Origin of the sequence: Moorena sp. SIO3A2, from assembly GCF_010672265.1 — a bacterium.
GTDB classification, from domain to species: Bacteria; Cyanobacteriota; Cyanobacteriia; order Cyanobacteriales; family Coleofasciculaceae; genus Moorena; species Moorena producens.
The window spans coordinates 713,583-735,999 of the sequence record NZ_JAAHHC010000001.1 but is presented as its reverse complement, the minus strand read 5'-3'; the positions used below and the strand labels follow the sequence as shown (position 1 = coordinate 735,999).

General features: G+C 44.4%; 11 protein-coding genes, 1 tRNA gene and 2 pseudogenes. 5 read left to right on the top strand and 9 right to left on the bottom strand.

Features of this window, described 5'->3' with window-relative positions; translation table 11 throughout:
• Positions 1-129: 129 nt before the first annotated feature.
• The 5 genes and pseudogenes from iscB to F6K64_RS03150 form a co-directional block, all read right to left on the bottom strand.
• Positions 130-516 (bottom strand): annotated as a pseudogene (gene iscB / locus F6K64_RS03165) (RNA-guided endonuclease IscB); the annotation flags it as partial.
• 208 nt (positions 517-724) lie between these two features.
• Entirely contained in the window at positions 725-1,081 is a 357-nt protein-coding gene (locus F6K64_RS38055; RefSeq protein ID WP_008190749.1) for a sodium:solute symporter family transporter, read from the bottom strand.
• A complete protein-coding gene (locus F6K64_RS03160; RefSeq protein WP_044495541.1) occupies positions 1,005-1,274 on the bottom strand; it encodes a hypothetical protein in 270 nt (89 codons plus the stop codon). The genes F6K64_RS38055 and F6K64_RS03160 overlap by 77 nt, the downstream gene beginning before the upstream one ends.
• An 845-nt stretch (positions 1,275-2,119) precedes the next feature.
• Positions 2,120-2,422, bottom strand: a complete 303-nt coding sequence (locus F6K64_RS03155) for an ATP-binding protein (protein ID WP_044495539.1) — start codon at positions 2,420-2,422, stop codon at positions 2,120-2,122.
• Positions 2,337-2,531: pseudogene (locus F6K64_RS03150) on the bottom strand (transposase); the annotation flags it as partial. The gene F6K64_RS03155 and the pseudogene F6K64_RS03150, both read right to left, overlap by 86 nt.
• 599 nt (positions 2,532-3,130) lie before the next feature.
• Here F6K64_RS03150 and F6K64_RS03145 point away from each other — a divergent pair.
• Together F6K64_RS03145 and F6K64_RS03140 are read left to right on the top strand one after the other, a co-directional pair.
• On the top strand, positions 3,131-3,733 hold the full coding sequence (locus tag F6K64_RS03145) for a DUF1517 domain-containing protein (protein WP_008190740.1): 603 nt from the start codon (positions 3,131-3,133) through the stop codon (positions 3,731-3,733).
• A gap of 206 nt (positions 3,734-3,939) precedes the next feature.
• The gene (locus F6K64_RS03140) at positions 3,940-4,824 is read left to right on the top strand and encodes a hypothetical protein (RefSeq protein ID WP_287248018.1); all 885 of its coding nucleotides are present in this window, start codon (positions 3,940-3,942) and stop codon (positions 4,822-4,824) included.
• 98 nt (positions 4,825-4,922) lie between these two features.
• Here the strand turns inward: F6K64_RS03140 and F6K64_RS03135 are convergent.
• The 4 genes from F6K64_RS03135 to F6K64_RS03120 all read right to left on the bottom strand — a co-directional run bounded on the left by F6K64_RS03135 (position 4,923) and on the right by F6K64_RS03120 (position 9,505).
• Positions 4,923-4,994, bottom strand: a tRNA-Gln gene (locus tag F6K64_RS03135).
• A 189-nt stretch (positions 4,995-5,183) separates the two neighbouring features.
• Positions 5,184-7,127, bottom strand: a complete 1,944-nt coding sequence (locus F6K64_RS03130; protein WP_008190737.1) for a R3H domain-containing nucleic acid-binding protein — start codon at positions 7,125-7,127, stop codon at positions 5,184-5,186.
• 165 nt (positions 7,128-7,292) lie between these two features.
• A complete protein-coding gene (ldpA, locus tag F6K64_RS03125; protein WP_008190735.1) occupies positions 7,293-8,576 on the bottom strand; it encodes a circadian clock protein LdpA in 1,284 nt (427 codons plus the stop codon).
• Positions 8,577-8,884: 308 nt separating this feature from the next.
• Positions 8,885-9,505, bottom strand: coding sequence for a vWA domain-containing protein (locus F6K64_RS03120; protein ID WP_071986975.1), 621 nt, complete (start codon positions 9,503-9,505; stop codon positions 8,885-8,887).
• Between the two features lie 971 nt (positions 9,506-10,476).
• Between F6K64_RS03120 and F6K64_RS03115 the strand changes: the two genes are divergently transcribed.
• The 3 genes from F6K64_RS03115 (at position 10,477) to F6K64_RS03105 (ending at position 22,233) form a co-directional block, all read left to right on the top strand.
• Positions 10,477-11,703, top strand: a complete 1,227-nt coding sequence (locus F6K64_RS03115) for an RNA-guided endonuclease InsQ/TnpB family protein (RefSeq protein WP_008190732.1) — start codon at positions 10,477-10,479, stop codon at positions 11,701-11,703.
• Between the two features lie 707 nt (positions 11,704-12,410).
• The gene (locus F6K64_RS03110) at positions 12,411-19,019 is read left to right on the top strand and encodes a non-ribosomal peptide synthetase (RefSeq protein ID WP_008190729.1); all 6,609 of its coding nucleotides are present in this window, start codon (positions 12,411-12,413) and stop codon (positions 19,017-19,019) included.
• Positions 19,020-19,026: 7 nt separating this feature from the next.
• Positions 19,027-22,233 carry a non-ribosomal peptide synthetase gene (locus F6K64_RS03105; protein ID WP_008190728.1) on the top strand — a complete coding sequence of 1,069 codons (3,207 nt, stop codon included), beginning with the start codon at positions 19,027-19,029 and terminating at the stop codon, positions 22,231-22,233.
• Positions 22,234-22,417: the final 184 nt, after the last annotated feature.

Here is a 22,417-nt window from a genome sequence, read left to right as displayed (position 1 = left end):
TTAGTGCTAAATTAACATCAATAGCTTCTTAAGCTTATTATAGCGTTAATTCAACGTAAAATTGACTTGGTCAATTTGATCGCTGAAAAGCAGTGCCTGAGAAAGTTTCAAGTTTTTGGAGAGGTCTATTAGACTGGGAGCTAACCACCCATCAGGACGTTTACGGTTAAGAAACCGTGGCTGTCGATAACGAGTTTTGCGGTTTCTACGAGAACTTCTCAACTTTCTACGTGAGGTTAAACCATCTCGAATTTGAAGACCTCTGTGGGTTAGTTCCGCACCCCAAACAACCACCTTTTCTTGAACAATTGCTAAACCTGTTGTTTGAGAACCAGGGTCAAGTTTGATCTGATGATTATGTGTCACACATTCCAATTCCTCCAAATCGCATATGATGATTGTGAACGGGTATCTCCTAAAGACCTTAGCCCTTCCTTGTTTGAGCAAGATTCTAGCTCTAGCAGGCTGGCATGGGTCTAATGGTTTTTTGTTTTTATCAAGTACAAAAACTCGCATAATGTGAGTATTCTCCTATTGCTAGGGTAAAGTTCGCTGCGCCAATGTTATCAGTCGGTACTTTCGCGCGTTGCACTTCCTTAACCTGATAAAGATGTTTAACAATCCGGTTCTAGAGCTTGAAACTAGCGTCGCATTTCAAGGTAGGAACTTTAACTCTTGCTGATAACGTAGTCCCTGATGGGACTTGGGCTGGTCAGGTAATGATTCACAAGCCCCCGGATTTATCCGTGGGGTTTGCTACTCCCAGGCTCCTGACAGAGTTCAATGCTAAATAATGAGTTCGCCTTTTCAATAATATCATCAGCATTGCTGGACCGAGGGAACTGGCCACAGCTCCACTAGCAAAAAGAACCAATGAAAACACTGTGGAGGAAATAGAAATCGCCGCAATTACAGCGAGTAGTCCCACCACTAAGGTCATGAATTGCTCGTATTTCACGCCATATTTCCGGGACATCCTCCGATCCAACCCCGGAGAAATATCTCTAGCGATCGCACTGGAACAAACCAGAAGTTGGGAATCCGCTGTAGAGGCAATGACAGAAAAGACACCAGCCAACACAATACCGACTCATAATCCATCCACTGTTTCCCGTTGCTCCAGCACTCAGACCCACAAAGACTTTCCCAAAAGAGCGTGAGCCAAGTAAGTAGTCGGATTCTGTATTATCGGAAGATTTAGCAGCTAGAGCCCCAATCCACAAAAAAATTACTATAAACAATCCAAAACTGAAAATTGTAATACCTGATTCCATTAGTTTTTATCTAAGGTTTTTGAGGTTTAACTGCTCCGGTTTGCGAACTCCCAAGCTATGAATACCATGTATGAATACTATGGTATAAAACTGAAACAAATTCTCCCGGATGTCTGCCACTAAAAATTTTTATTCGCTTTTGGTAATGGGTAATGGTCGTCCAATTAAGGATTAGCCATGACGCCATAATCAGCTCTCTAATTTCTTTTATAGAAAGGGGATTAGAGAGCTTTAAAATTTCAAGGCGATACCGTTTCCTACAAGCTATTACACCGATCAGGAAAAAGTTTTTCCTATAGTATCATATTCGATTAAATACCGATAATTTCGGGGGGTTGCTTATACCAAGTTGTGTTCTTGCTATGTTAATCCCGTTGTTACTCGCGTTGGAAGAATAATATTATTGCAAAGCTTAGTGTTCAGTGCTTAGTGTTCAGTGTTGTGCAGGAAGCGTAAATTGACACTCCCCGCCCGCTTATGAGCGGGGATTCTTGGCTCTACGACTCGTCGTGGCTCTTTCAAACCGGAGTCAGAAAAAGTAGAGGACAAATCTCCCCAAGCGTTTAGATCATAGATCTAGGTTTCGGTGTGCCCCACCGTACCTTTTTTATATGAATAGACAGAGGTGCGACCCGTGGCGAATTAAATTCGCCAAGGTCAAGCGCACCTTTATACTTTTTTATCTAAGTTTTTCATAGACGTTGTAGTCGTTAGACCAAATTACGCAATACGTATCTCATACATATTTTTTACGTTGTCTACTTATGATTAGATAGTATTTATCTAGCTTTTTAGTTTATTGTAAGGGTTTTTATTATAACACGCTCTGTGAAAACTGTCAAGTTTTAGCTGAAAAAGAAAGCCGTCCTATAAGGACGGGGCGCGATTACCCAATTTTTTCGGTAAAACGTACTTCCCACTCCAGGCTCAGACTCTACCCCAATCTGTCCCCCGTGATTTTCCACAATCTTCTTGCAGGTGGCTAGACCAATACCAGTGCCAGGATAGTCTACGGGCTTTACTGAAACCTTGACTTGGGGGGATTTCCCTGGTGCTTGAAATTTAATGGCATTGCTGATCAGATTTTGAAAGAGAACAACTTCTAGCTGCTGCGCGAGTATCAAATGAGCGATTGGCAATTGGCTCATCAACCAGAGTCCATAATCTTTCTGCTGGTTGCAATTCCGGTGAGTGAGAAGGTAAAAATATTAAATGCAATCCCTCTGGTAATTCTACCCCCTTACTGGTATGCCATCCAGGGTAAGCGCAAGAAAAACGAACTCATAATATGCTAGGGGAACCGATGTCACAATCAAGGTATCCAATGGTCATTGGCTTCGATCAACCCACTAAAACCACCGCAACTTGGATTCAGTTGTCTCTATTCGACCAGTGCGGGACTTATCGCTCCCCCAAACCCCCTCATCAGTTAACTTGCACTGCCCTAAGCAACTGATTTATTGTTGACGGTTAACGGTTAATGGTTGAGGGTTAACACTCAACCCTCAGAATCTTTCTAGGTGGTGAGATCCCCTTCAACTCAACCCAGTTAGATACATAGAAAACCTGTTGTAGTTTTTTGAGATAAGTGGTATAAAGCGCTACAGAAAAAAAAACGGGGTGTAATCAGGAGTGATGGCTCAGTCAGTTGTGGTTGACTGGTGCAGACGCGATCGCTCCTGTTTTCTTTTGTTATAGGAATTACACAGTTGACTTGGTTTTGCCTACCTAACCCCCTTCCTCTGCCTGAGCAACCCCAGTTTGCGGAGATCCAGTATGGGTAGTGAGCAATGCGCTAGAGTAGGATAGATAGGGTAATTGAGATTAATTAACGGCGTAAGTCAGCCGACAGAAGGATGAGCTCTTGGCGCGATCGCTTAAATAAATTTGGTGGCAAAACTAGATTTGTAGTTTTTCGTTTGTTTGTACACTTAGCTGGTTCAGAAGTAACACCCTTGTTGGGGGTACTCAATCGTGCGGCACGGGAAGCCGTTGAATCAGATGGGGATTTGAAGGTATTAGGGGAAGAACTGGTAGCAATTTGTCAAAACCTCCTACAGCTGCAGATCTACTGGCAATCCGCAGCGAATGAAGGGGATGTCTTCTGGAAAGAAGGAGAAGCTGGGGACTACGTTAATGAACTGTTTACTGACTCAGCTGGGCGCTATCTGTCTGAACCAGATTTCACTACACCCTTAGGTGAAAACGAACCTTTATCCCTACCTGTGACCCAAAACGTAATTGTTATGATCACAGTAGCTTACGAAGGGGAAGTTCCTGAACTAGAAACTAACCTAGCTAGTGTTGAGTACCTCGAAGCAGGTCTAAAGGCATTGATTAATCTCCACTATCAGGAAAGTTTGCAAGCTATTCAGGTTCACTTCTCTCCAGCACAGTTGGGTGATGAACTGACTGATGAGCAAATTTTACTCAATTTCCCGGAACTGGTTCCCCTGTAATCATAAGTAAATTAAATAAATATAGATAGTGTTATAGTTGTCACTATCAGTAAATCAGGTGATGGGGTGATGGGGTGATGGCCAAGACGAACGAAACATCATCCCCAAGTTTTCGTCTTGCAAAGAACGCTAGCCCATAGCAAAGCGCGATTAGACAATAATGATTTAACAGAACAATAGTGATTTAAGAAAACTTTTTTAACTATATGTTACGTACAATTGCGATTTTTGTTCTATCTCTAACCCTATGTTGGACTACAGTAGGGTGTGGTTCTCCTAACTCAAGCCAAGTGTCGCTGAATCGGGGTGGCAATACTTCCTTTACTCCGACTCGGTTGAGTGATGGGAAATATCCCGTACAACAGGCAACCTACGATGATGTTAATGGGGTATATACCCTAATGGTGCTCAATACTCCTGCGGGTAGTCCACCAGTGTTTCGGAGCAGGGATTTGCAGATGGCACGTCTGACTGATGAGCAGGTTGCTGCTGGGGAAAATACGTATCTGAGTATTGATGACAATCAGCCGGTGATGTACCTGACTGAAGACTTCCGGATTGAATATGTCCACAATGTCACTGAGACTAGACCTAATCCTCAAAGTGGTCAACAAGAAACAGTAATCGTGCGTCAGCAATCCAGTTTCTGGGCTCCGTTTGCTGGTGCTTTGGCTGGTCAAGCTATCGGTAGTATGCTATTTCGACCTCAATACTATGTTCCACCAGTTTATCAACCGGGAGGAGTTTTAACTGGTTATGGTGGGTATGGTAACAGCTATAGTCAAGCAGTGAAGCGATATGAAACAAGGTACAAAGCACCGCCACCTGTGGTTAAAAATACTCGCTCTTTCCGCACGACTGGTAGCTTAAGAAAATCTCCTGCAGCTAATCAAGCAACTACTCGTAAAGCCTCACCCAACGCTAATCGCTCCACAGGAAAGGGTTTCGGCTCAAGTCAGTTACGCACCTCTAGTCCATCGAGTACTAAGAAAGCCAAACCCAGAAGCAGTGGTTTTGGCAGCACGAAGCGGACGCGTTCTGGCTTTGGTAGTAGTCGTGGTGGTAGTCGTTCCTTCAGACGCCGCCGCTAGTTTTAACGCCCCTTAAAAACCTAAAAGAAGCTTCTTTTGACTTTAGAAGCTTCTTTTTTTGCTGCACTATCAGGCTAGTTTGCCACTGACTAATATAACTGGGGTGCTAGGATTCGAACCTAGGAATGGCGGGACCAAAACCCGCTGCCTTACCGCTTGGCTACACCCCATTGATTCCACTTCTAAGATGATAACAGATTTGACTGGGAATATGTCAAGTATTTTTTTTGTTATTTTTCCTTTGGCTTAAAGGGTGATGGGGTGATGGGTTGATGGTTACCGGCCGGAAGGAAGACAAAGAGATATTAATGGCATGAGCTATCTTGTCTTTGTCCCCCCTCTTCCTCTTTAACTTAGATTCAGGCCGGATAAATCCGTAAACGTCGATTGGGTTCATCGCCAAAGCTAGAAGACTTGAGGCGATAGTGTTCAACTAACTCGTGTTGCATCTTCCGCACTTTAGGCGATCGCGGCAACAATTCTACGGGTTGGCCTTTGGGAATCACAATTTGCTCAACTGCTAAACGGGCTTCTTCTAGAGCCTCGATTTCATCCTCGCTACCGTTTTGGGCAAATAACTCCAAATCAGCAGCATCGGGAATTGTGGGGTCATCCATGTGCAACAGACGCCTTAATGCCCGAGTAATCTGGGGTATGGAGCTAGCTTTGATGGCGTGAATCGGGATCTGACGAGATTTAGCAATGGACTTGAGCTTGGAGTGGCTTTTGACATGCGATCGCAATCCTAAAACCACATCAGCAGTATCCATGTTTTTTGTCAAGACCACAGGCAAATTTAGGATTTGGATCACTTGCTCGATTTGATGACGACTAATGCCGTAAGGATAGACCTGTAGTGGCAAATCCTCACCATTTGGTCCTAACATCTGCATCCCTTGACCCAAGAGCTCTTGCTGTGACCAAGATTCAGCCAGCAGCTGTTCAAACATGCTATTTTCTCGAGCTGGCTCTGGTTCTTGAAGGGATAGGGGCTTCATCTGTCCAGATGAACGCCAACCTTTTGGTTGGCTAGGAGTCGTTAGGGTAAGGTGACCCCTGCTCCGACCATTTAGGGGAGTGGCAACTGGAGCGCTAGGTAATTCTCGGGTAATGGTGACCTTCCCATTTTCATCTTCTGTCCTGACTGGGGGATTTGGTTGACGTCCCCTGAGCAAATTATCAACCGTGTCCGCAACACTTTCATGTACTACCCAACGCTTACGCTCTAGCATTTCTACAGCGATTTCAAAGGTTGGGGGGGCTTTGCGCTCCAAAACGGTTTTCTGAGAGCCTCGCCGTCTGGCTTCGTCATCGCCTAGGGTGACAGCCTGGATACCGCCTACTAAATCGGAAAGGGTGGGATTTTTAATCAAGTTTTCAATCCGATTGCCGTGAGCAGTTCCCACCAGCATCACCCCCCGTTCCGCAATGGTACGAGCGGCCTGAGCTTCTAGTTCTGTGCCAATTTCATCGATAACGATCACCTCTGGCATATGGTTTTCCACCGCCTCAATCATCACCTGATGCTGATGTTCTGGGCTAGCCACCTGCATCCGTCGGGCTCGACCAATAGCTGGGTGGGGAATATCGCCATCTCCAGCAATTTCATTAGAGGTGTCGATAATCACGACCCGTTTGTCTAATTCGTCTGCCAGAACTCGGGCAATTTCCCGTAAAGCAGTGGTTTTGCCTACACCAGGACGCCCGAGCATCAAAATTGACTTACCAGTTTCCACCAAGTCACGAATCATGCCGATGGTACCAAAGACCGCTCGACCAACACGACAGGTTAAGCCAATAATTTCCCCTGGACGGTTCCGAATCGCACTAATGCGGTGCAAGGTGCCCTCAATTCCGGCTCGGTTATCACCGCTAAAGGATCCCACTCGCTCAACACAGTGATTGATTTGTTCGATAGTAACTGGTTGATCAGAAAGGTACTCTGCCCGATCACGAAAGCGCACTTCTGGGAAGCGACCGAGATCCATAATCACTTCGATCAAACTGTCCCTTTCAGCATGTTGCTCCAATAATGAGCGAATTTCGGCTGGCAAAATGTCTAGTAATTTTGGCAGGTCATCTGTAATTTGTTGACAGTTTGAAATCCTCTGAGTTTTGTCCACTGTGTCTTGGTGTTCCTTGGTAGGTAGAGTGCCACAATCTAGTTGAAGATTGTCACTTACCTCTGAGGATTGAGCCCTTACGGTCATCGCCTCAACCAAGTTATTTTCATAAACCACTGGTGATTCTTGATTGAATGACACTTGTTGATCTGAAAACTTGCTTAGTGGAAAATTCACCATTTGTTTTGCTCAAATAAAGCGATTTCTGCTGTTACGTTTTGCCCTATTTAAATTGCGGTTATTGGTCAGATCTTGGATTTAATTCATGTCTAATTTAACTCCTAATACTTGACGATTTTTATCCCAATTTAATCGAACATTCTTTCTCGATTAAAGTCAAGAAAATTAGATACTCTTGGGGATTTTTTTGACTGATTTGAGTTGAGCAACCAGGGCATGGGCAGTTGCCACAGCCTGCCAGAGCAGATCTGGTACATCCTCAAGGTTTCTAGAGGAGGGATTAGGAACGAATCCCTGGTGGTGATCAACGTCTTTGTCATAGTCTTGTTCTAATTTTTCTACAATCGGTGAGAGTAGAACTCGGGCGTAGCTACCGTAAGCCACACCGGCAATGTAGGATAGGTTATTTGGTTGTTCGCCCTTGGGGTTCGAGTAGGGTAGGTTATTTGGTTGTTCGCGTAGCGTGGCCGAAAGGCCAAGGTTGTTGTAAGAACGTTCAACCGGCAACCTGCCAACTTTCAACAATTCTTTAGAACCTTCAACGGGCAACCTACCAACTTGGCGGTTCAACAGCTTAGCTGCTCTTAGTTTGCTGACGGTGTGGTTATTGGTACCACCAGCTAACTGTACGTATCCTGGTAATCCAGCAGCGATGACTTTCTCAGCGAGTTTGATAGCAGCATGAGTTGTGCCCATGCCTATATCCCCACTCATAGGACGTCCATCGGTTTGCCAGATTAGAGGACAGGGTAAAGGCTGGATTAGTTGGTAGATTTCTTTTAGGTAGTCAATCAAATCTTTACCATCTGGGCAGCTAATGGCTAGGAGTTTGAGTTGAGCGCACCAGGGTGCGATCGCATGCCAGAGTCTTTTAAAATCTGGTAAATTCCCGACTTTGGTGTGAATTTCTATAGCATCAACGCCATTGCTTAGAATCAGGGGTGCGATCGCAAAAGGAGCTGATACGTATGACCGAGTAGTGATCAGCTGATGGGGGCAAACTGGCAGACAACGACCACAGCCATAACAGCGTTGGTCGAGCACACCAGAGTAAGCTTCACTGCCATTCTGGAAAGTAATTGCTTGTGCTGGGCAAATCTTTTCACAGGGACGAGGGCAGTCCCCTGGACACAAATCCGAGTCAAATTCGGCTTTCCGGAAATGGGGGTCTTCCCCATCATTCAAGCTCACCATCAGCCATGGTCTGCCAAGGAAGCCAAACCCTCGCTGTTTGGCTTCTTTTCCCATGGTGCTGGCGACTTGTAAGGCATCTTTCGCCGCCGAAATGACCGCCGGGTCAGCTGCCACATCAATACAATCGGCACCGGCGAGGGTGTAAGCCAAGGTTAGGCTTCTAACAGCAGGGAGGTGTTGAAAACTGGCTCCGCAAATGAGCTTGAACCAATGACCCTCCCTTAAGGAATGTAAGGGATAGTAAAGTTCAGTCACTCTTATATGCTAAATCTTTAAGCCGAAAATGGGGAGACTAATTTTACAATTCGAGTAATGAAAAAGGTTTTTTTTGAGGCGCTTACAAACCTTTCCGGGGGGGAAACTCCCTCAATTTTTTTCAAAAAATGCAGATTTAGGGTAGTTGGTTTTCTTCTTACACTAAATGTAGCGGTTGATTTTTTACAGCTGATCTCAATAAAATAATGGTGTCAATTAATTCAAAATTCTTTTGATTACAAGCCATCCCACGTGATAGTTAGTCGTGGGATGGAGTTTAAGCATTGGGAATCTTGGCGCTTATTTGGTTAATCAATAATCGCGTTCAGCAGGACCTCGGCTAAGGTCATATTCTCCATGTCTTCTAGAGTGACTGTATCCACGATGTCAAATTGAGCCCCAGCCCCTTGAAGGTCATCATCAAGTGCTTTAAGAAACCGAGTTGCCATGGCATCATTACCCACTTGGATCAGTGAAATGCCTAGTTCTTCATCCTTGTCTATTTGCCGAGATGCTTCAATGATCACTCGCATTACAGCTTTGCGGTCATCTGGCTCACCATCGGTTATCACCAAGAAGGTTTCCCCATTCGGTTTAGTTTGCCCAGCCGCTTTGCGCTTAAAGTAGTCATCGGTGGCATCCTTTAGCACACCAGCGAGATCGGTGCGACCCATGGGATCATTTTCTTGGAAAATTTGTTCTACTTTATCTGAGGTAACATTATCGTACCGTCTAAAGCGACTAGAAAACAGGTAAACCGTAATCCCATCTGGATCGAGCTGTTCACATTTTCTGGCCACTGCTAAGGTAGACTCTTGGGCAATCTGCCATCGACTTTTGCTCCTATCTTGGTAGTCTGGGCTAGACATACTGCCGCTTTTGTCGATGATTAACGTATAGTCACGGTCTTCCACGAGTGAACCTCCCACGAAAAAATTTCCTCCTTACCTTTAATTGCCACGATTTCTTAATCTAGCTTAGCTAATATTCCCACAGCTCATCTGAGTGTTTTTGCCCTAAGATTCTTGCCAGGAGTTTATGATGCCAATATCTAATTATTATTAGAACTATCCTTTAATAGCAGCACCATAGGCTTGATAACCATGAGACCTTAAGGTAGATGTATTCCCTTGACTATTTTATCTATTTACTATTCTAAACTTAGATATTAACAAATAGGGGGAGCGTGAGGGGGACGGAATTCCGCACCTTAACAGGGCAAACGCCTCTAAATTTTATTGACAAATTTTCTATTTTGTGATAATGGTGCATCTCACTTTTGCAATTAAACAAAAATTCTAATAAAATTCCCAAACTGCCTACACTACCCACCCTCCCTAAAATCCCCACGCTTCCGACACTTCCGGCACTTCCCTTGTTTTTTACAAAGATGAGATGCACCCTGTGATATAATAAATCCCGCAGCGAATTCATATTGTCAATAAACCCTGGCTTATAGTGCCGCCAAGTTGTGCTTGTTGAGAATGGATTTGTCACATATAGTGTTTTGTGGATTTAGCAAACACTATATATATCAAGTGTTCAGAAAATTAGATGCTTTCGTTTACCCTGCACTAAACGCCGGTTAAGTTGAGCACCAAATATGAGATAGTGATTTCATGACTAATTTTTAGCTGTCCGGCAAAAGAAGCCCCACATCCTAATGCGCAGCATAGGTGTGGGATGAATTTTGCACAGGGTATGCACGGAATGGGGAAACTAGCTATTAAGCTTGTGATCAATTCCGATTGAGTCATTCCTCTGAGTTCTGCTTCCTGTAGTAACTGTCTTTTTTCAAAATCGGTAAGCCTGATAATCAACTTTTTATTTGTAATTTTGACTTGTTATATGTATATACGTTTGTTATCATTATAGTAGGTCGATAAATAGGAGGCAAGTGATGAGGATAGCATATCAATACCGATTAAAACCAACCAAAGAGCAAAAAGCCACAATAGACAATTGGTTATCTATGCTTTGTTGTCAGTACAATTACCTTTTGGCTGATAGATTTAATTGGTATGAGCAAAATCGCTGTTCTATTAATGCCTGCCCCCTTGTTTGTTACCTTCCAGAATTAAGAGAAAATCCAGATTATTACAGTCAGAAGAAAAGCTTGCCAAACCTCAAAAAGACTCATCCTTGGTATAAAAACATGCATTCTCAGGTGCTTCAGGATGTGGTTAAAAGGGTGAAATTGGCTTTTGACAGGTTTATTAAAGGAGATAGTAACGGAAAACGTAGTGGAAGACCCAGATTCAAGAAGCGTCACCGGTACCGTACGTTCACTTACCCCCAAATGAAAGAAGGATGCTTGGAGGGTAACTTGATTAACCTGCCAAAATTAGGACAAATCAAGATTGTATTGCATCGTTCTATTCCTAATGGATTCAAGATTAAGACAGCTTCAATCACTAAAAAGTGTGATGGCTATTACTTGGTCTTGTCTCTAGAAGACAAGACCGTTCCCGAAGTGAAACCTGATATTAACCCTGATTTAATAGTTGGCATTGATGTTGGCCTAAAAGAATTCTTGACTACTTCTGAAGGGGAAACTATTGGCATTCCCCAGTATTACCGAAAGTGTCAAAAAAGATTAAAGGTTATCCAGAAGCGGATATCTCGACGGAAGAAGGGTAGTAACAATAGACTCAAGGCTATTAAGCAACTTGGTAGGCAGCACAAAAAAGTAGCTGATCAGCGAAAAGACTTTCATTTCAAGACAGCAAATTACTTGTTGTCCAAATATGATGTAGTAGCCCATGAAAAGCTAAATGTTAAGGGATTAGCTAAATCCCGATTGGCTAAATCTGTGTTAGATGCCGGGTGGTCACGCTTTCTGACAATTCTTTCAAGCAAAGCCTTAAATGCTGGCTTGTTGGCAGTTGCAGTAAGTCCCAAAAATACTTCGCAGAATTGCTCCAATTGTGGAAAAAAAGTTCCTAAAAAACTGCATGTTCGCTGGCATGATTGCCCTCATTGCGGATGCAGTCTTGACCGGGATCATAATGCGGCAATAAATATAAGAAATAGAGCGGCAGGGCAGTCCGTTCTTAAAGCCCAGCGCCTCCTAAGGGATGCCCGGATTGGCTGGGAAGCCTACACCGAACCTGAAAGGTCGGTGTAGGAGCTGTCACGAACGTCTTAAGTTGTCTGACAAATGACAAACGGCGTCTTGATGAAGTCGCTTATGGTTTTGGGTCTTTGTGCGGAACTTGTTTCGACACCCAGCCCGTCCATGGCAACAGCGCCAGTTGCTGATGGGGGTTCTCACGGGGCAAACAGCGGTGCTTGCATGTGACCCACGCAGCAACCTTAACCATAAACAACTATATCAAGACAATGAAACGCGCTTCGTGCCGCTATGGACAATAACTATAAGTTAATAATTTTGGTTCTTCAGTACCTACTATGCTAAATTTCTAGTTAAAAACCCCCGAAAAGCTTACTGTGTAATGGTTATGAGGCTATTTAACAATAAATTTTTCTGAATATTGCCTCTTCCTCCTGCTCCCTGCTCCCTGCTCCCTGCTCCCTTTGGCAAAGTGTTAATTTAGCATAACAAGTACGGAAGAGCCATAATTTTATAATCTACCAGTAACTAACTAGAGAATTATCAGTCAATTTTTGTCGAAGGAAATAAGCATAATAGTCCAGACTAGCCGTCTACATTGACGAGTTAAAATTTATTTCGGTAACTAATGGAGGAGGCTAGGAAAATTTTTAGTCAGCTGCAATAGCTTGATGATGACTAGCTAAAATTAAAAAATATAGCTAATGTTTTTTTGGTAAAACTTACTTAAGTTAGATGCGTTTACCCTGGATTTAAAAGTTATGTCTGAAAAAAACTATAGTAAAGGACAAAATCTGCCGATTATAACAACCGATGCGCAGCATAAGTTACTGGTTGAATGGAATGATACCCAGACAGATTATCCAAAGGCTCGGTGTATTCATCAATTGTTTGAAGAGCAAGTTGCGAAATCTCCTGATGCGATCGCACTCAGCTTTGAACATCAGCAGTTAACCTATCGAGAATTAAATGCCCAAGCTAACCAATTAGCCCACCACTTGAAATCTCTGGGGGTTGGTCCAGAAGTGTTGGTGGGGATTTGTGTGGGACGATCGCCTGAAATAGTCATGGGACTTTTGGCCATTCTTAAAGCAGGGGGAGCTTATGTTCCTCTAGATCCCACCTATCCAACAGAGCGTCTGAGCTACATGATTAAAGATGCTCAGATCAAAGTCCTATTGACTCAACAGCAATTAATTGAAAGACTCGGGCAAACTCAGCAGCAAGAAGTAAGAGTGGTTTGTTTAGAGGCTCAAAGAGATGCCATTAACCTGCACAGTCAGGAGAATCTCTCCAACACCACCACCTCAGAGAATCTGGCTTACGTCATTTATACATCTGGATCCACAGGTCAACCAAAAGGGGTTGCCGTGCCTCACCGGGCAGTTAATCGCCTCGTGATTAACACAAACTATATTCAGTTAAGCCCAAGGGACCGAGTTGCCCAAGCCTCTAATATTTCCTTTGATGCAGCCACTTTTGAAATTTGGGGAGCTCTCCTTCAAGGGGCTCAACTGGTGGGACTTCCAAAGGATATTCTTCTTTCACCCCAAGACCTAGCAGCACAAATCCAGACACAAAACATTAGCGTATTATTCTTAACTACCGCCTTATTCAATCAAGTAGCTAGAACAGTTCCCCAGGTCTTCCAGAATCTGGAGACTCTTTTATTTGGTGGAGAAGCTGTGGATCCTCAGTCAGTTAAAGAAGTCCTCAGAAACAATCCTCCCCAACGTTTACTCCACGTTTACGGGCCGACAGAAAATACGACTTTCTCTTCCTGGTATCTTGTCAAAGAAGTCCCAGAAGGAGCCACCAATATTCCCATTGGAAGACCTCTCTCCAACACACAGTTTTACGTGCTAGATCAGGCTCGTCAGTTAGTTCCTGTAGGAGTTCCTGGAGAACTATACCTAGGAGGAGAGGGTCTAGCCAGAGGATATCTTAATCGTCAGGCGTTAACGGAAGCTAAGTTTATTCCTAATCCTTTCACCACAGCACTGGAAGAAGCTCCTCAGAAACCTGAACAACAACGCTTATACAAAACTGGAGATTTGGTTCGTTACTTGCCCGATGGCAACATCGAATTTTTGGGGCGAATTGATAATCAGGTCAAAATTCGTGGGTTTCGGATTGAATTGGGGGAAATTGAAGCACTTCTGACCCAACATCCCACTATAGGAGAAGCCGTCCTAGTCGTTCGTGAAGAGCTCCCTGGGGATCAGCGTTTAGTCGCCTATCTTGTTCCCAGTGATCAACGACCCGTCCTCAGTGAAATTCGGGAATGGATAAAGGAAAAATTACCAGACTACATGCTCCCCTCAGCCTTCGTAGTATTGGAGAAATTACCCCTAACTCCTAACGGGAAAGTCGATCGCAAAGTGCTTCCTGCCCCTCCAAAAACTCGCCCAGATTTGGATGTCCCTTGGGTTGCCCCTCGTAACGGCGTGGAAGAAAAATTAGTTTCCATTTGGTCTGAGATATTAGGGTTTGAGGAGATCGGGATCCATGACAACTTATTTGATTTAGGAGGACATTCTCTAATCGCCACCCAGATTATCACCCGAATCTGGGATATTTTCCAGGTGAAGTTACTGCTTCATAACCTTTTTGAAGCAAACACAATCGCTCAATTGAGCCAACTCATTCAACAAGCACAGACCTCACAAGAAGAGTCCCAACTGCTTGCCATTCAACCGATGGTAAGGGAAGGCAATTTGCCCGTCTCTTTTGCCCAAGAACGGGTTTACTTCATCGAACAATTAGCACCCAATCGAGCTTACCAATTTCAGTCAACCCTAAGATTTAAAGGCCAACTTGATGTGAGTGTTTTAGAAAAGACCCTCACGGAGATAGTCAGACGCCATGAAATCTTCCGCACCACTCTGCCTGCTGTGGAGGGGCGACCTTTTCAAGTTATTCACCCTGCTCCCTCCATCCAATTACCAGTCGTTGACCTCCAGGCATTGCCAGAAAGCGATCAAGACTCAGAAATCCAAGGACATCTGGATGTCGAACTTCAAAAACCCTTCGACCTCACTCAACTGCCCCTCGTCCGGTGGACCCTCTTAAGGTTGAGTCCTCAAGACCATATTCTGCTTCACGTGGAACATCACATGGTTCATGATGGTTGGTCGTTTAATATCTTCCTTCGTGAATTGGTGGAACTATACAAAGCCTTCTCCACCGGTGATCTATCCCCCCTTCCCGAACCCACCCTCCAATTTGTGGACTTTGCCCACTGGCAGAGGGAGTGGGTCAAAGGAGAAGCTGCCCAACGACAACTGGCTTATTGGCAACAAACTTTATCAGGGAGTGCCCCCCTTCTGGAATTACCCTACGATCGACCTAGACCAGCAGAGCAGACTTATCAAGGAACGTCCATTAGAACTGATTTACCTTTGCACCTGTGTCAAGACCTCAGATGTCTGGGTCGTCAAGAAGGTTCGACCTTATTTATGACCATGTTTGCAGCCTTCCTGACCCTATTGCACCGCTACACCGGAAGGGACGACCTCAACGTGGGTACGGCAGTGGCCAATCGACGCATCCCTGGCACGGAAGGGTTAATTGGCATGATTGTCAATAATTTGGTATTGCGCACTGATTTATCAGGAGACCCCAGTTTCAGAACGTTACTCCATCGGGTTCGTCAAGTGACCCTAGAAGGTTACGCTAATGAAGACCTGCCCTTCGACAAGGTGGTAGACGCTCTCAATCCAGTGCGAGATCTGAGTCATAATCCCTTATTCCAGGTCATGTTTAGCTTCCATGACTCTCCCTTATCAGACTTGAAACTGCCAGGGCTGGAGATGAGTTTGTATGAGGCACTGAGTAATCAGTCTGCCAAATTCGACCTTGATGTGGTGACGATTCCTAGGTCTGAACAACGAGTGGGACAAGGTTCCACAGCCGAGGGAGAAGAAGGAATTACCATGATCTGGGAATACAACAGCGACCTGTTTGATGGTACAACCATTGAACGGATGATGGGACATTACCAAATCTTGTTAGAAGGGATTGTGGCTAATCCGAGTCAGAAACTGTCTCAAGTGCCAATCTTGTCCCCAGAGCAAGAACATCAGCTATTAGTGGAGTGGAATCAAACCCAGGCTGAATATTCTATTAACGGATGTATTCACCACCTGTTTGAAGCCCAAGTCCAAAATAGCCCAGAAGCTGTTGCTGTCAGCTTTGCAGGGCAGCATTTAACCTATGGGGAATTAAATGCTAAAGCCAACCAACTGGCGCGACACCTGCAAACCTTGGGAGTTAAACCAGAAACTTTGGTGGGATTGTGTATCGATCGCTCCTTAGACTTAATTGTTGGATTGTTAGGCATTCTCAAAGCAGGGGCGGCTTATGTTCCCCTGGATCCAGCCTATCCATCAGAGCGCTTGAGTTATATGGTCAATGATGCACAGGTGTCAGTTTTAGTGACCAAAAAGCAGTGGTCAACCCTAAAATCAGAACATCCAATGGCAGTGGTTTGTCTTGATACTCAACAGGATGTTATTAGCCAATACAGCACACAAAACCCAGAAAGTACAGTCACTCCAGAAGATTTAGCTTATGTGATGTATACCTCTGGCTCGACGGGACAACCCAAAGGGGTGATGATTGAACATCGATCGTTGGTGAATTTTACCCAAGCTGCGGTGATTACCTACAAAATCACCAAAAGCGATCGCATTCTCCAATTTGCCTCCATTAGCTTCGACACCGCAGCCGAAGAGATTTATCCTTGTCTGACTCAGGGGGCAACCTTGATTTTACGGACAGAAGAGATGATTCAATCCATCCCTGAGTTCGTGGATCAGTCCCAAAGATTACAGTTGACAGTGTGGAATTTTCCCACAGCCTACTGGCATTTACTATGTAGCGAACTAACCCAGGAGCGTCTGGTATTGCCAGAATCATTACGGTTAGTCATTATCGGTGGAGAACGTGCCTTACCGGAAAAAGTCTCACTCTGGCTAGAGTTTGTTGGGGATTCTGTAACCCTTGTCAACAGTTATGGACCCACAGAAGGAACAGTGATCGCAACCGTTAGTCAGTTGGTCAACCAACCACAGCAAGGACAACCCATTGCCATTGGACGACCAATTCCCAATGCCAAGACTTACGTGCTGGATGAATCCTTACAGCCAGTTCCTGTGGGTGTACCAGGAGAATTGCACATTGGCGGTGCAGGGGTGGCTAGAGGGTATCTCAATCGTCCAGACTTGACTCAAGAAAAATTCATTTCAGACCCTTTCAATCAAGACTCAAACAGTCGTCTGTATAAAACTGGGGATAAGGTGCGTTACCGAGCAGACGGAAACCTAGAGTTTCTGGGTCGCCTGGATAATCAAGTTAAAATTCGGGGCTTCCGAGTTGAGTTGGGAGAAATTGAGGCAGTCCTCAACCAACATTCCCAAGTCTTTCAATCTGTGGTGGTTGCCCGGGAAGAAACCCCAGGGAATAAACGTTTGGTGGGTTATGTTGTGCCCCACGACAAGGGTCAGATTGAGATCAATGCAGTGAGTCAGATGCTCAAACAGACACTTCCACCTTACATGGTTCCTTCTAGCCTGGTGATCTTAGATGCCTTGCCCCTAACCCCTAGCGGGAAAGTCAACCATCGGGCTTTACCAGTACCAGAACGCCTGAATTTGGGGAGCCTGGGAGACCTTGAGGAACCTCTTACCTGGATTGAGGGGCACTTAAGGAAGATTTGGGCGGAAGTGTTGGGAATAGCACAAGTGGGGATTCACGATAACTTCTTTGAACTGGGGGGAGATTCCATCGTCAGTATCCAGATGATTGCCCGTGCTGCACGGTCAGGGTTACAGTTTACCCCTAAACAGTTATTCCAACATCAAACCATTGCTGAGTTAGCAGAAGTGGTGGGAACCACCCGTAAAGTTGAAGCCAATCAAGGCGTGGTCACAGGGATGGTGCCTTTGACTCCCATCCAACAGTGGTTTTTCCAAGAGAATTTGCCTGATCCCCATTACTTCAATCAGTCCATCCTCTTGCACGTGACTTTAGACCTCAAAGCTGAGGTTTTGGAAAAGGCTGTTGGTCATCTACTGGTCCATCATGACAGTTTACGCTTACAGTTTGTCAAAGAAAAAGAACATTGGCAGCAAAGGAACACTAAACCCGATCAACCCACTCCCGTTGAGATTGTTGACTTATCTAAGTTAACAGCAGAAGAACAAGTTACAGCACTGAAGGAGAAAGAAGCCGAACAACAAGCCAGTTTAGATCTGTCTTCTGGTTTACTCCTTGGGGTGACTTGGTTTCAATGTGGGCAAGACCACTCTGACTATTTGTTATTGGTGATTCATCACTTAGCTGTAGATGGGATTTCCTGGCGGATTTTACTGGAAGATCTCGGAACCCTTTACCAACAGATCGATCGGGGGGAAGAGATTCAATTACCCCTTAAGACCACTGCTTTTCAAGACTGGTCAAACCAATTGGTAAATTATGCAGCTTCCCAAAAACTGGCAACAGAACTCAGTTACTGGTTATCTCAGGGTCAGGTTAACCAGCCTGAATTACCTGTGGATTATCCGGGTGACCCAGCAGAGCAAGAGAATAAAGCGATCGCATCCACCGCTAAGGTGTCCATTGCTTTGGCTGAGGAACTAACCCGCGCCCTGTTACAGGATGTGCCATCGGTCTATAACACCCGCATTAATGATGTGCTACTGACTGCTTTGGTGCAGAGTTTCGGTGGATGGACAGGGGAGCCTTCCCTCCTAATTGACCTTGAAGGACACGGACGGGAAGACTTATTTGAGGATGTAGATTTATCTCGGACAGTGGGTTGGTTTACCACCCTGTTTCCGGTACAGTTAACTCTAGAATCTTTAGAAGATCCTGGAGAAGCTTTGAAATCCATTAAAGAGCAACTCCGTCGTATTCCAAAAGGAGGCATCGGTTATGGGGTGTTGCGATACCTGCATCAGGATTCGGGGATAAAGCAAGAATTAGCAGCCTTAAAGCCAGCCCCTGTCAGCTTTAATTACTTAGGTCAGCTGGAGAGAATGCTTTCCACCTCCACTGGGTTGGGCGTGATTAAAGAATTAAAATCTGAGCAGAGTCCCAGGAGCTACCGGAGTCATTTATTAGGGGTGAGTGGGTTTGTCAGTGAAGGGAAGCTAGAGATGACCTTTGCCTATAGCGATCGCATTCATAAAAAATCCACCATTGAAGGGTTAGCCCATGGCTTTATCCAAGCCTTGGAAACCCTGATTACACACTGTCAAAGTCCCGATACTGGGGGCTATACGCCTTCGGACTTTTCAGCCAGTAATCTTAATCAAAAACAGCTTGACAAACTGATGTCCAGAATGAATAAGCGGAAGCGGAGGTAGTCTCATCATGGAGAACAAAAACATTGAAGAGATTTACGAACTGTCTTCCATGCAGCAGGGAATGCTCTTTCATACGGTGTATGAGCCGGAGTCGGAGGTGTATTTCGAGCAATTACTCTGCACAATCAAAGGAACATTGAAAGGTGCAGTGTTAGAACAAGCCTGGCAGCAAGTGGTGGCACGCCATCCTGTGTTAAGGAGTTCCTTTTATTGGGAAGAAGTGGATGACCCTTTACAAGTCGTACACAAACAGGTGGAACTCCCTTGGACATACCACCACTGGCAAGATTTGACAGCACAAGAGCAACAGTATCGTTTAGAAGGCTTATTAGACAGTGATCGTCGCCTTGGGTTTGATTTAGAACAAGCCCCCCTCATGCGGTTGAATTTGATCCAACTGGGTGATCAAACCTATCAATTGCTTTGGAGTCACCACCACATCCTCTTCGATGGCTGGTCGATGGCGATCGTTCTTCAAGAAGCCTTTGCCTTCTATGAAGCCACAATTAAAGGAGAAGCCTTACACCTAAAGTCTCCACGTCCCTACCGAGACTATATCAGTTGGTTAAAACAACAAGACCTAGAACAAGCCAAGACCTTTTGGCAGCAAAAACTCCAAGGATTTGAATCTCCCACAGTCATCAGGGTTAATCAAGGGAAACAACAAACCAAAGGCCACCAAGAACAACGCTTCTCCTTATCTCCAGAGAATACCGACCAACTACAATCGTTAGTTCGACAGCATCATTTAACCCTCAATACTGTGGTGCAAGGAGCCTGGGCAATTTTACTATCCCGTTATAGTGGAGAGTCCGATATTATCTTTGGTGCAACGGTTTCTGGTAGGTCTACAACTCTACCGGAGGTGGAATCCATGGTGGGGGTATTGATCAATACCTTGCCAACCAGGGTTGAGGTTGCCAGGGAAACTGAGCTATTACCATGGCTCAAGGAATTACAAGCCCAACAAATTGAACAAGAGCAATATGCCTACTATCCCCTGGCTGACATTCAAACCCTGAGTGATGTCCCCCAGGGAACGCCTTTATTTGAAAGCATTTTGGTGTTTGAAAACTACCCCATGAAAGAGTCCCAACAGAAAGGAAGTTTGGACGTTGGGGAGTTTCGGGGGTTTGGACATACCAATTATCCTCTGACGGTGGTGGCAGTTCCTGGTGTAGAGTTATCAATCAAAGTACTCTACGATACTGATCGCTTTAGTGCCAATACCCTTAACCGCCTTATGGAACATTTTCATACTTTATTGGTGGAGATAGGACAAAACCACCAACGGCAACTTGATCAAGTATCCATATTGACGGCAGAAGAAAGGCTCAAACTATTAGTTGAATGGAATAAAACAGAAAAAGATTATCCATGGGATCGATGTATTCATCACCTCTTTGAAGAGCAGGTGAATAAAGCCCCTAATGCAGTTGCAGTGGTGTATGAAGGGCAACAATTAACTTATTTTGAATTGAATCATGAGGCCAATCAACTAGCGCACTACTTGCAATCTTTGGGAGTAAAACCAGGGGAGTTAGTAGGAATTTGTGTTGATAAATCAGTGGAAGCGATCATTGGGATTTTGGGAATTCTCAAAGCTGGGGGTGCTTATGTCCCTCTAGACCCAACCTATCCAAAGGAACACTTAGATTATCTATTTAATGATTCTGACTTCTGTGTGTTACTGACTCAACAGACTTTAGTCAAGAATTTGCCAGACCACAAAGCACAGATTATCTGTTTGGATACAGAGCGAGACTTAATTCGCACCCATGGTCAAGACAACCTGACTTCCAGCATTGATGCTAATCATTTAGCTTATGTCATTTATACATCCGGTTCCACAGGAAAACCCAAAGGAGTCTTAGTTACACACCAAGGATTATGTAACTTAGCCCATGGACAGAAACACCTCTTCGAGATACAGCCTCACAGTCGAGTCCTGCAATTTGCTTCCTTGAGTTTTGATGCTTCCGTCTCAGAAATTTTCGTGACCTTGGTGGCTGGGGCAACTCTCGTTTTAGAGCATTCAACGTCTTTGTTGCCAGGGGCAGACCTAGTGCAAACCTTGAATCGGCACAAGATTACCCATGTTACCCTACCACCGTCAGCGTTAGCTGTTTTACCACCCGATGATTTATCAGCTTTGAAAACTCTGATTGTGGCTGGAGAGGCTTGTACAAGTCAACTGGTCAAAGAGTGGGGTAAAGGTCGTCGTTTTTTGAATGCTTATGGCCCTACTGAAGGAACCGTTTGCGCCACCGTTGCCGTGGTGAGTGGAGATGAAGAGAAACCTTCTATTGGTCGTCCCATTCCCAATGTAACGACTTACATCCTTGATTCTCATTTGGAACCGGTTCCTATTGGTGTAGCAGGAGAGATTTACATTGGTGGGGTGGGGTTAGCCCAAGGCTATTTAAACCGTCCTGAGTTAACTCAAGAGAAATTTATTTCTAATCCTTTTAGTCCAGAAATAGAAGGACGTTTGTACAAAACAGGAGATTTAGGTTATTATTTGCCAGATGGAACGATCGAGTTTTTAGGGCGAGTTGATCACCAGCTTAAAATTCGTGGCTTTCGCATTGAACCTGGAGAGATTAAAGCAGTTTTAACTCAACATCCAGAGGTAAAAGAGGCAGTGATAATGGCTTATGAAAAGCCTCCTGGTAATCACAGCCTTGTGGCTTATCTTGTTACTCAAAAATCGGAACTCGATCGGACTCAAGTCCGCAACTTCTGTAAACAGCAACTCCCTCTATACAAAATTCCTTCAGGGTTTGTATTTTTAGAAAAATTACCCCTTACTCCTAATGGTAAAATCGATCGTCGCGCTTTACCCACCCCCGACTTATCCCAGAGATATCTTGGAGGAAATTTTGTCGCGCCCCGCACCGCTACTCAAACTGAATTGGCAACCATTTGGCGTGAAGTTTTAAAGATAGAACAGGTTAGTATCAACGATAACTTTTTTGAATTGGGAGGACATTCTCTGTTAGCAACTCAAGTAATTTCAAGAGTTCGAGAAGCCTATTCTATTGAGTTACCTGTGAGTTGCTTGTTTGAATATCCAACTATTCTCGAACTGGGAGAGAAAGTGATTGAGAAGCAATTTGAAGTATCAGAACTGGATGACCTAGAGCAGATTTTAAATGAGGTTAATGAATTGTCAGATGATGAAGTGGATGAACAATTACTAATGAATAATTAGTAATTATATTACAGCGGTTTTAAATTAGGTGAGGTACTTTTTTATAGGGAGTAGGGAGCAGGGAGCAGGGAGCAGGGAAGAGGGAACAGGGAACAGATAGAAAATAATCTGTACCTTAGTAGACTATAAACCGCTAAAACTAAATCAGTAATTAATAATCATAAAACTTGTTTATATTAATTTA

Excerpts from the sequence above, each read along its gene's own strand:
- F6K64_RS03160 (WP_044495541.1), bottom strand. The coding sequence starts at position 1,274 with ATGGAATCAGGTATTACAATTTTCAGTTTTGGATTGTTTATAGTAATT.
- F6K64_RS03155 (WP_044495539.1), bottom strand. The coding sequence starts at position 2,422 with ATGAGCCAATTGCCAATCGCTCATTTGATACTCGCGCAGCAGCTAGAA.
- F6K64_RS03145 (WP_008190740.1), top strand. The coding sequence starts at position 3,131 with ATGAGCTCTTGGCGCGATCGCTTAAATAAATTTGGTGGCAAAACTAGA.
- F6K64_RS03140 (WP_287248018.1), top strand. The coding sequence starts at position 3,940 with ATGTTACGTACAATTGCGATTTTTGTTCTATCTCTAACCCTATGTTGG.
- F6K64_RS03130 (WP_008190737.1), bottom strand. The coding sequence starts at position 7,127 with ATGGTGAATTTTCCACTAAGCAAGTTTTCAGATCAACAAGTGTCATTC.
- F6K64_RS03115 (WP_008190732.1), top strand. The coding sequence starts at position 10,477 with ATGAGGATAGCATATCAATACCGATTAAAACCAACCAAAGAGCAAAAA.
- F6K64_RS03110 (WP_008190729.1), top strand. The coding sequence starts at position 12,411 with ATGTCTGAAAAAAACTATAGTAAAGGACAAAATCTGCCGATTATAACA.
- F6K64_RS03105 (WP_008190728.1), top strand. The coding sequence starts at position 19,027 with ATGGAGAACAAAAACATTGAAGAGATTTACGAACTGTCTTCCATGCAG.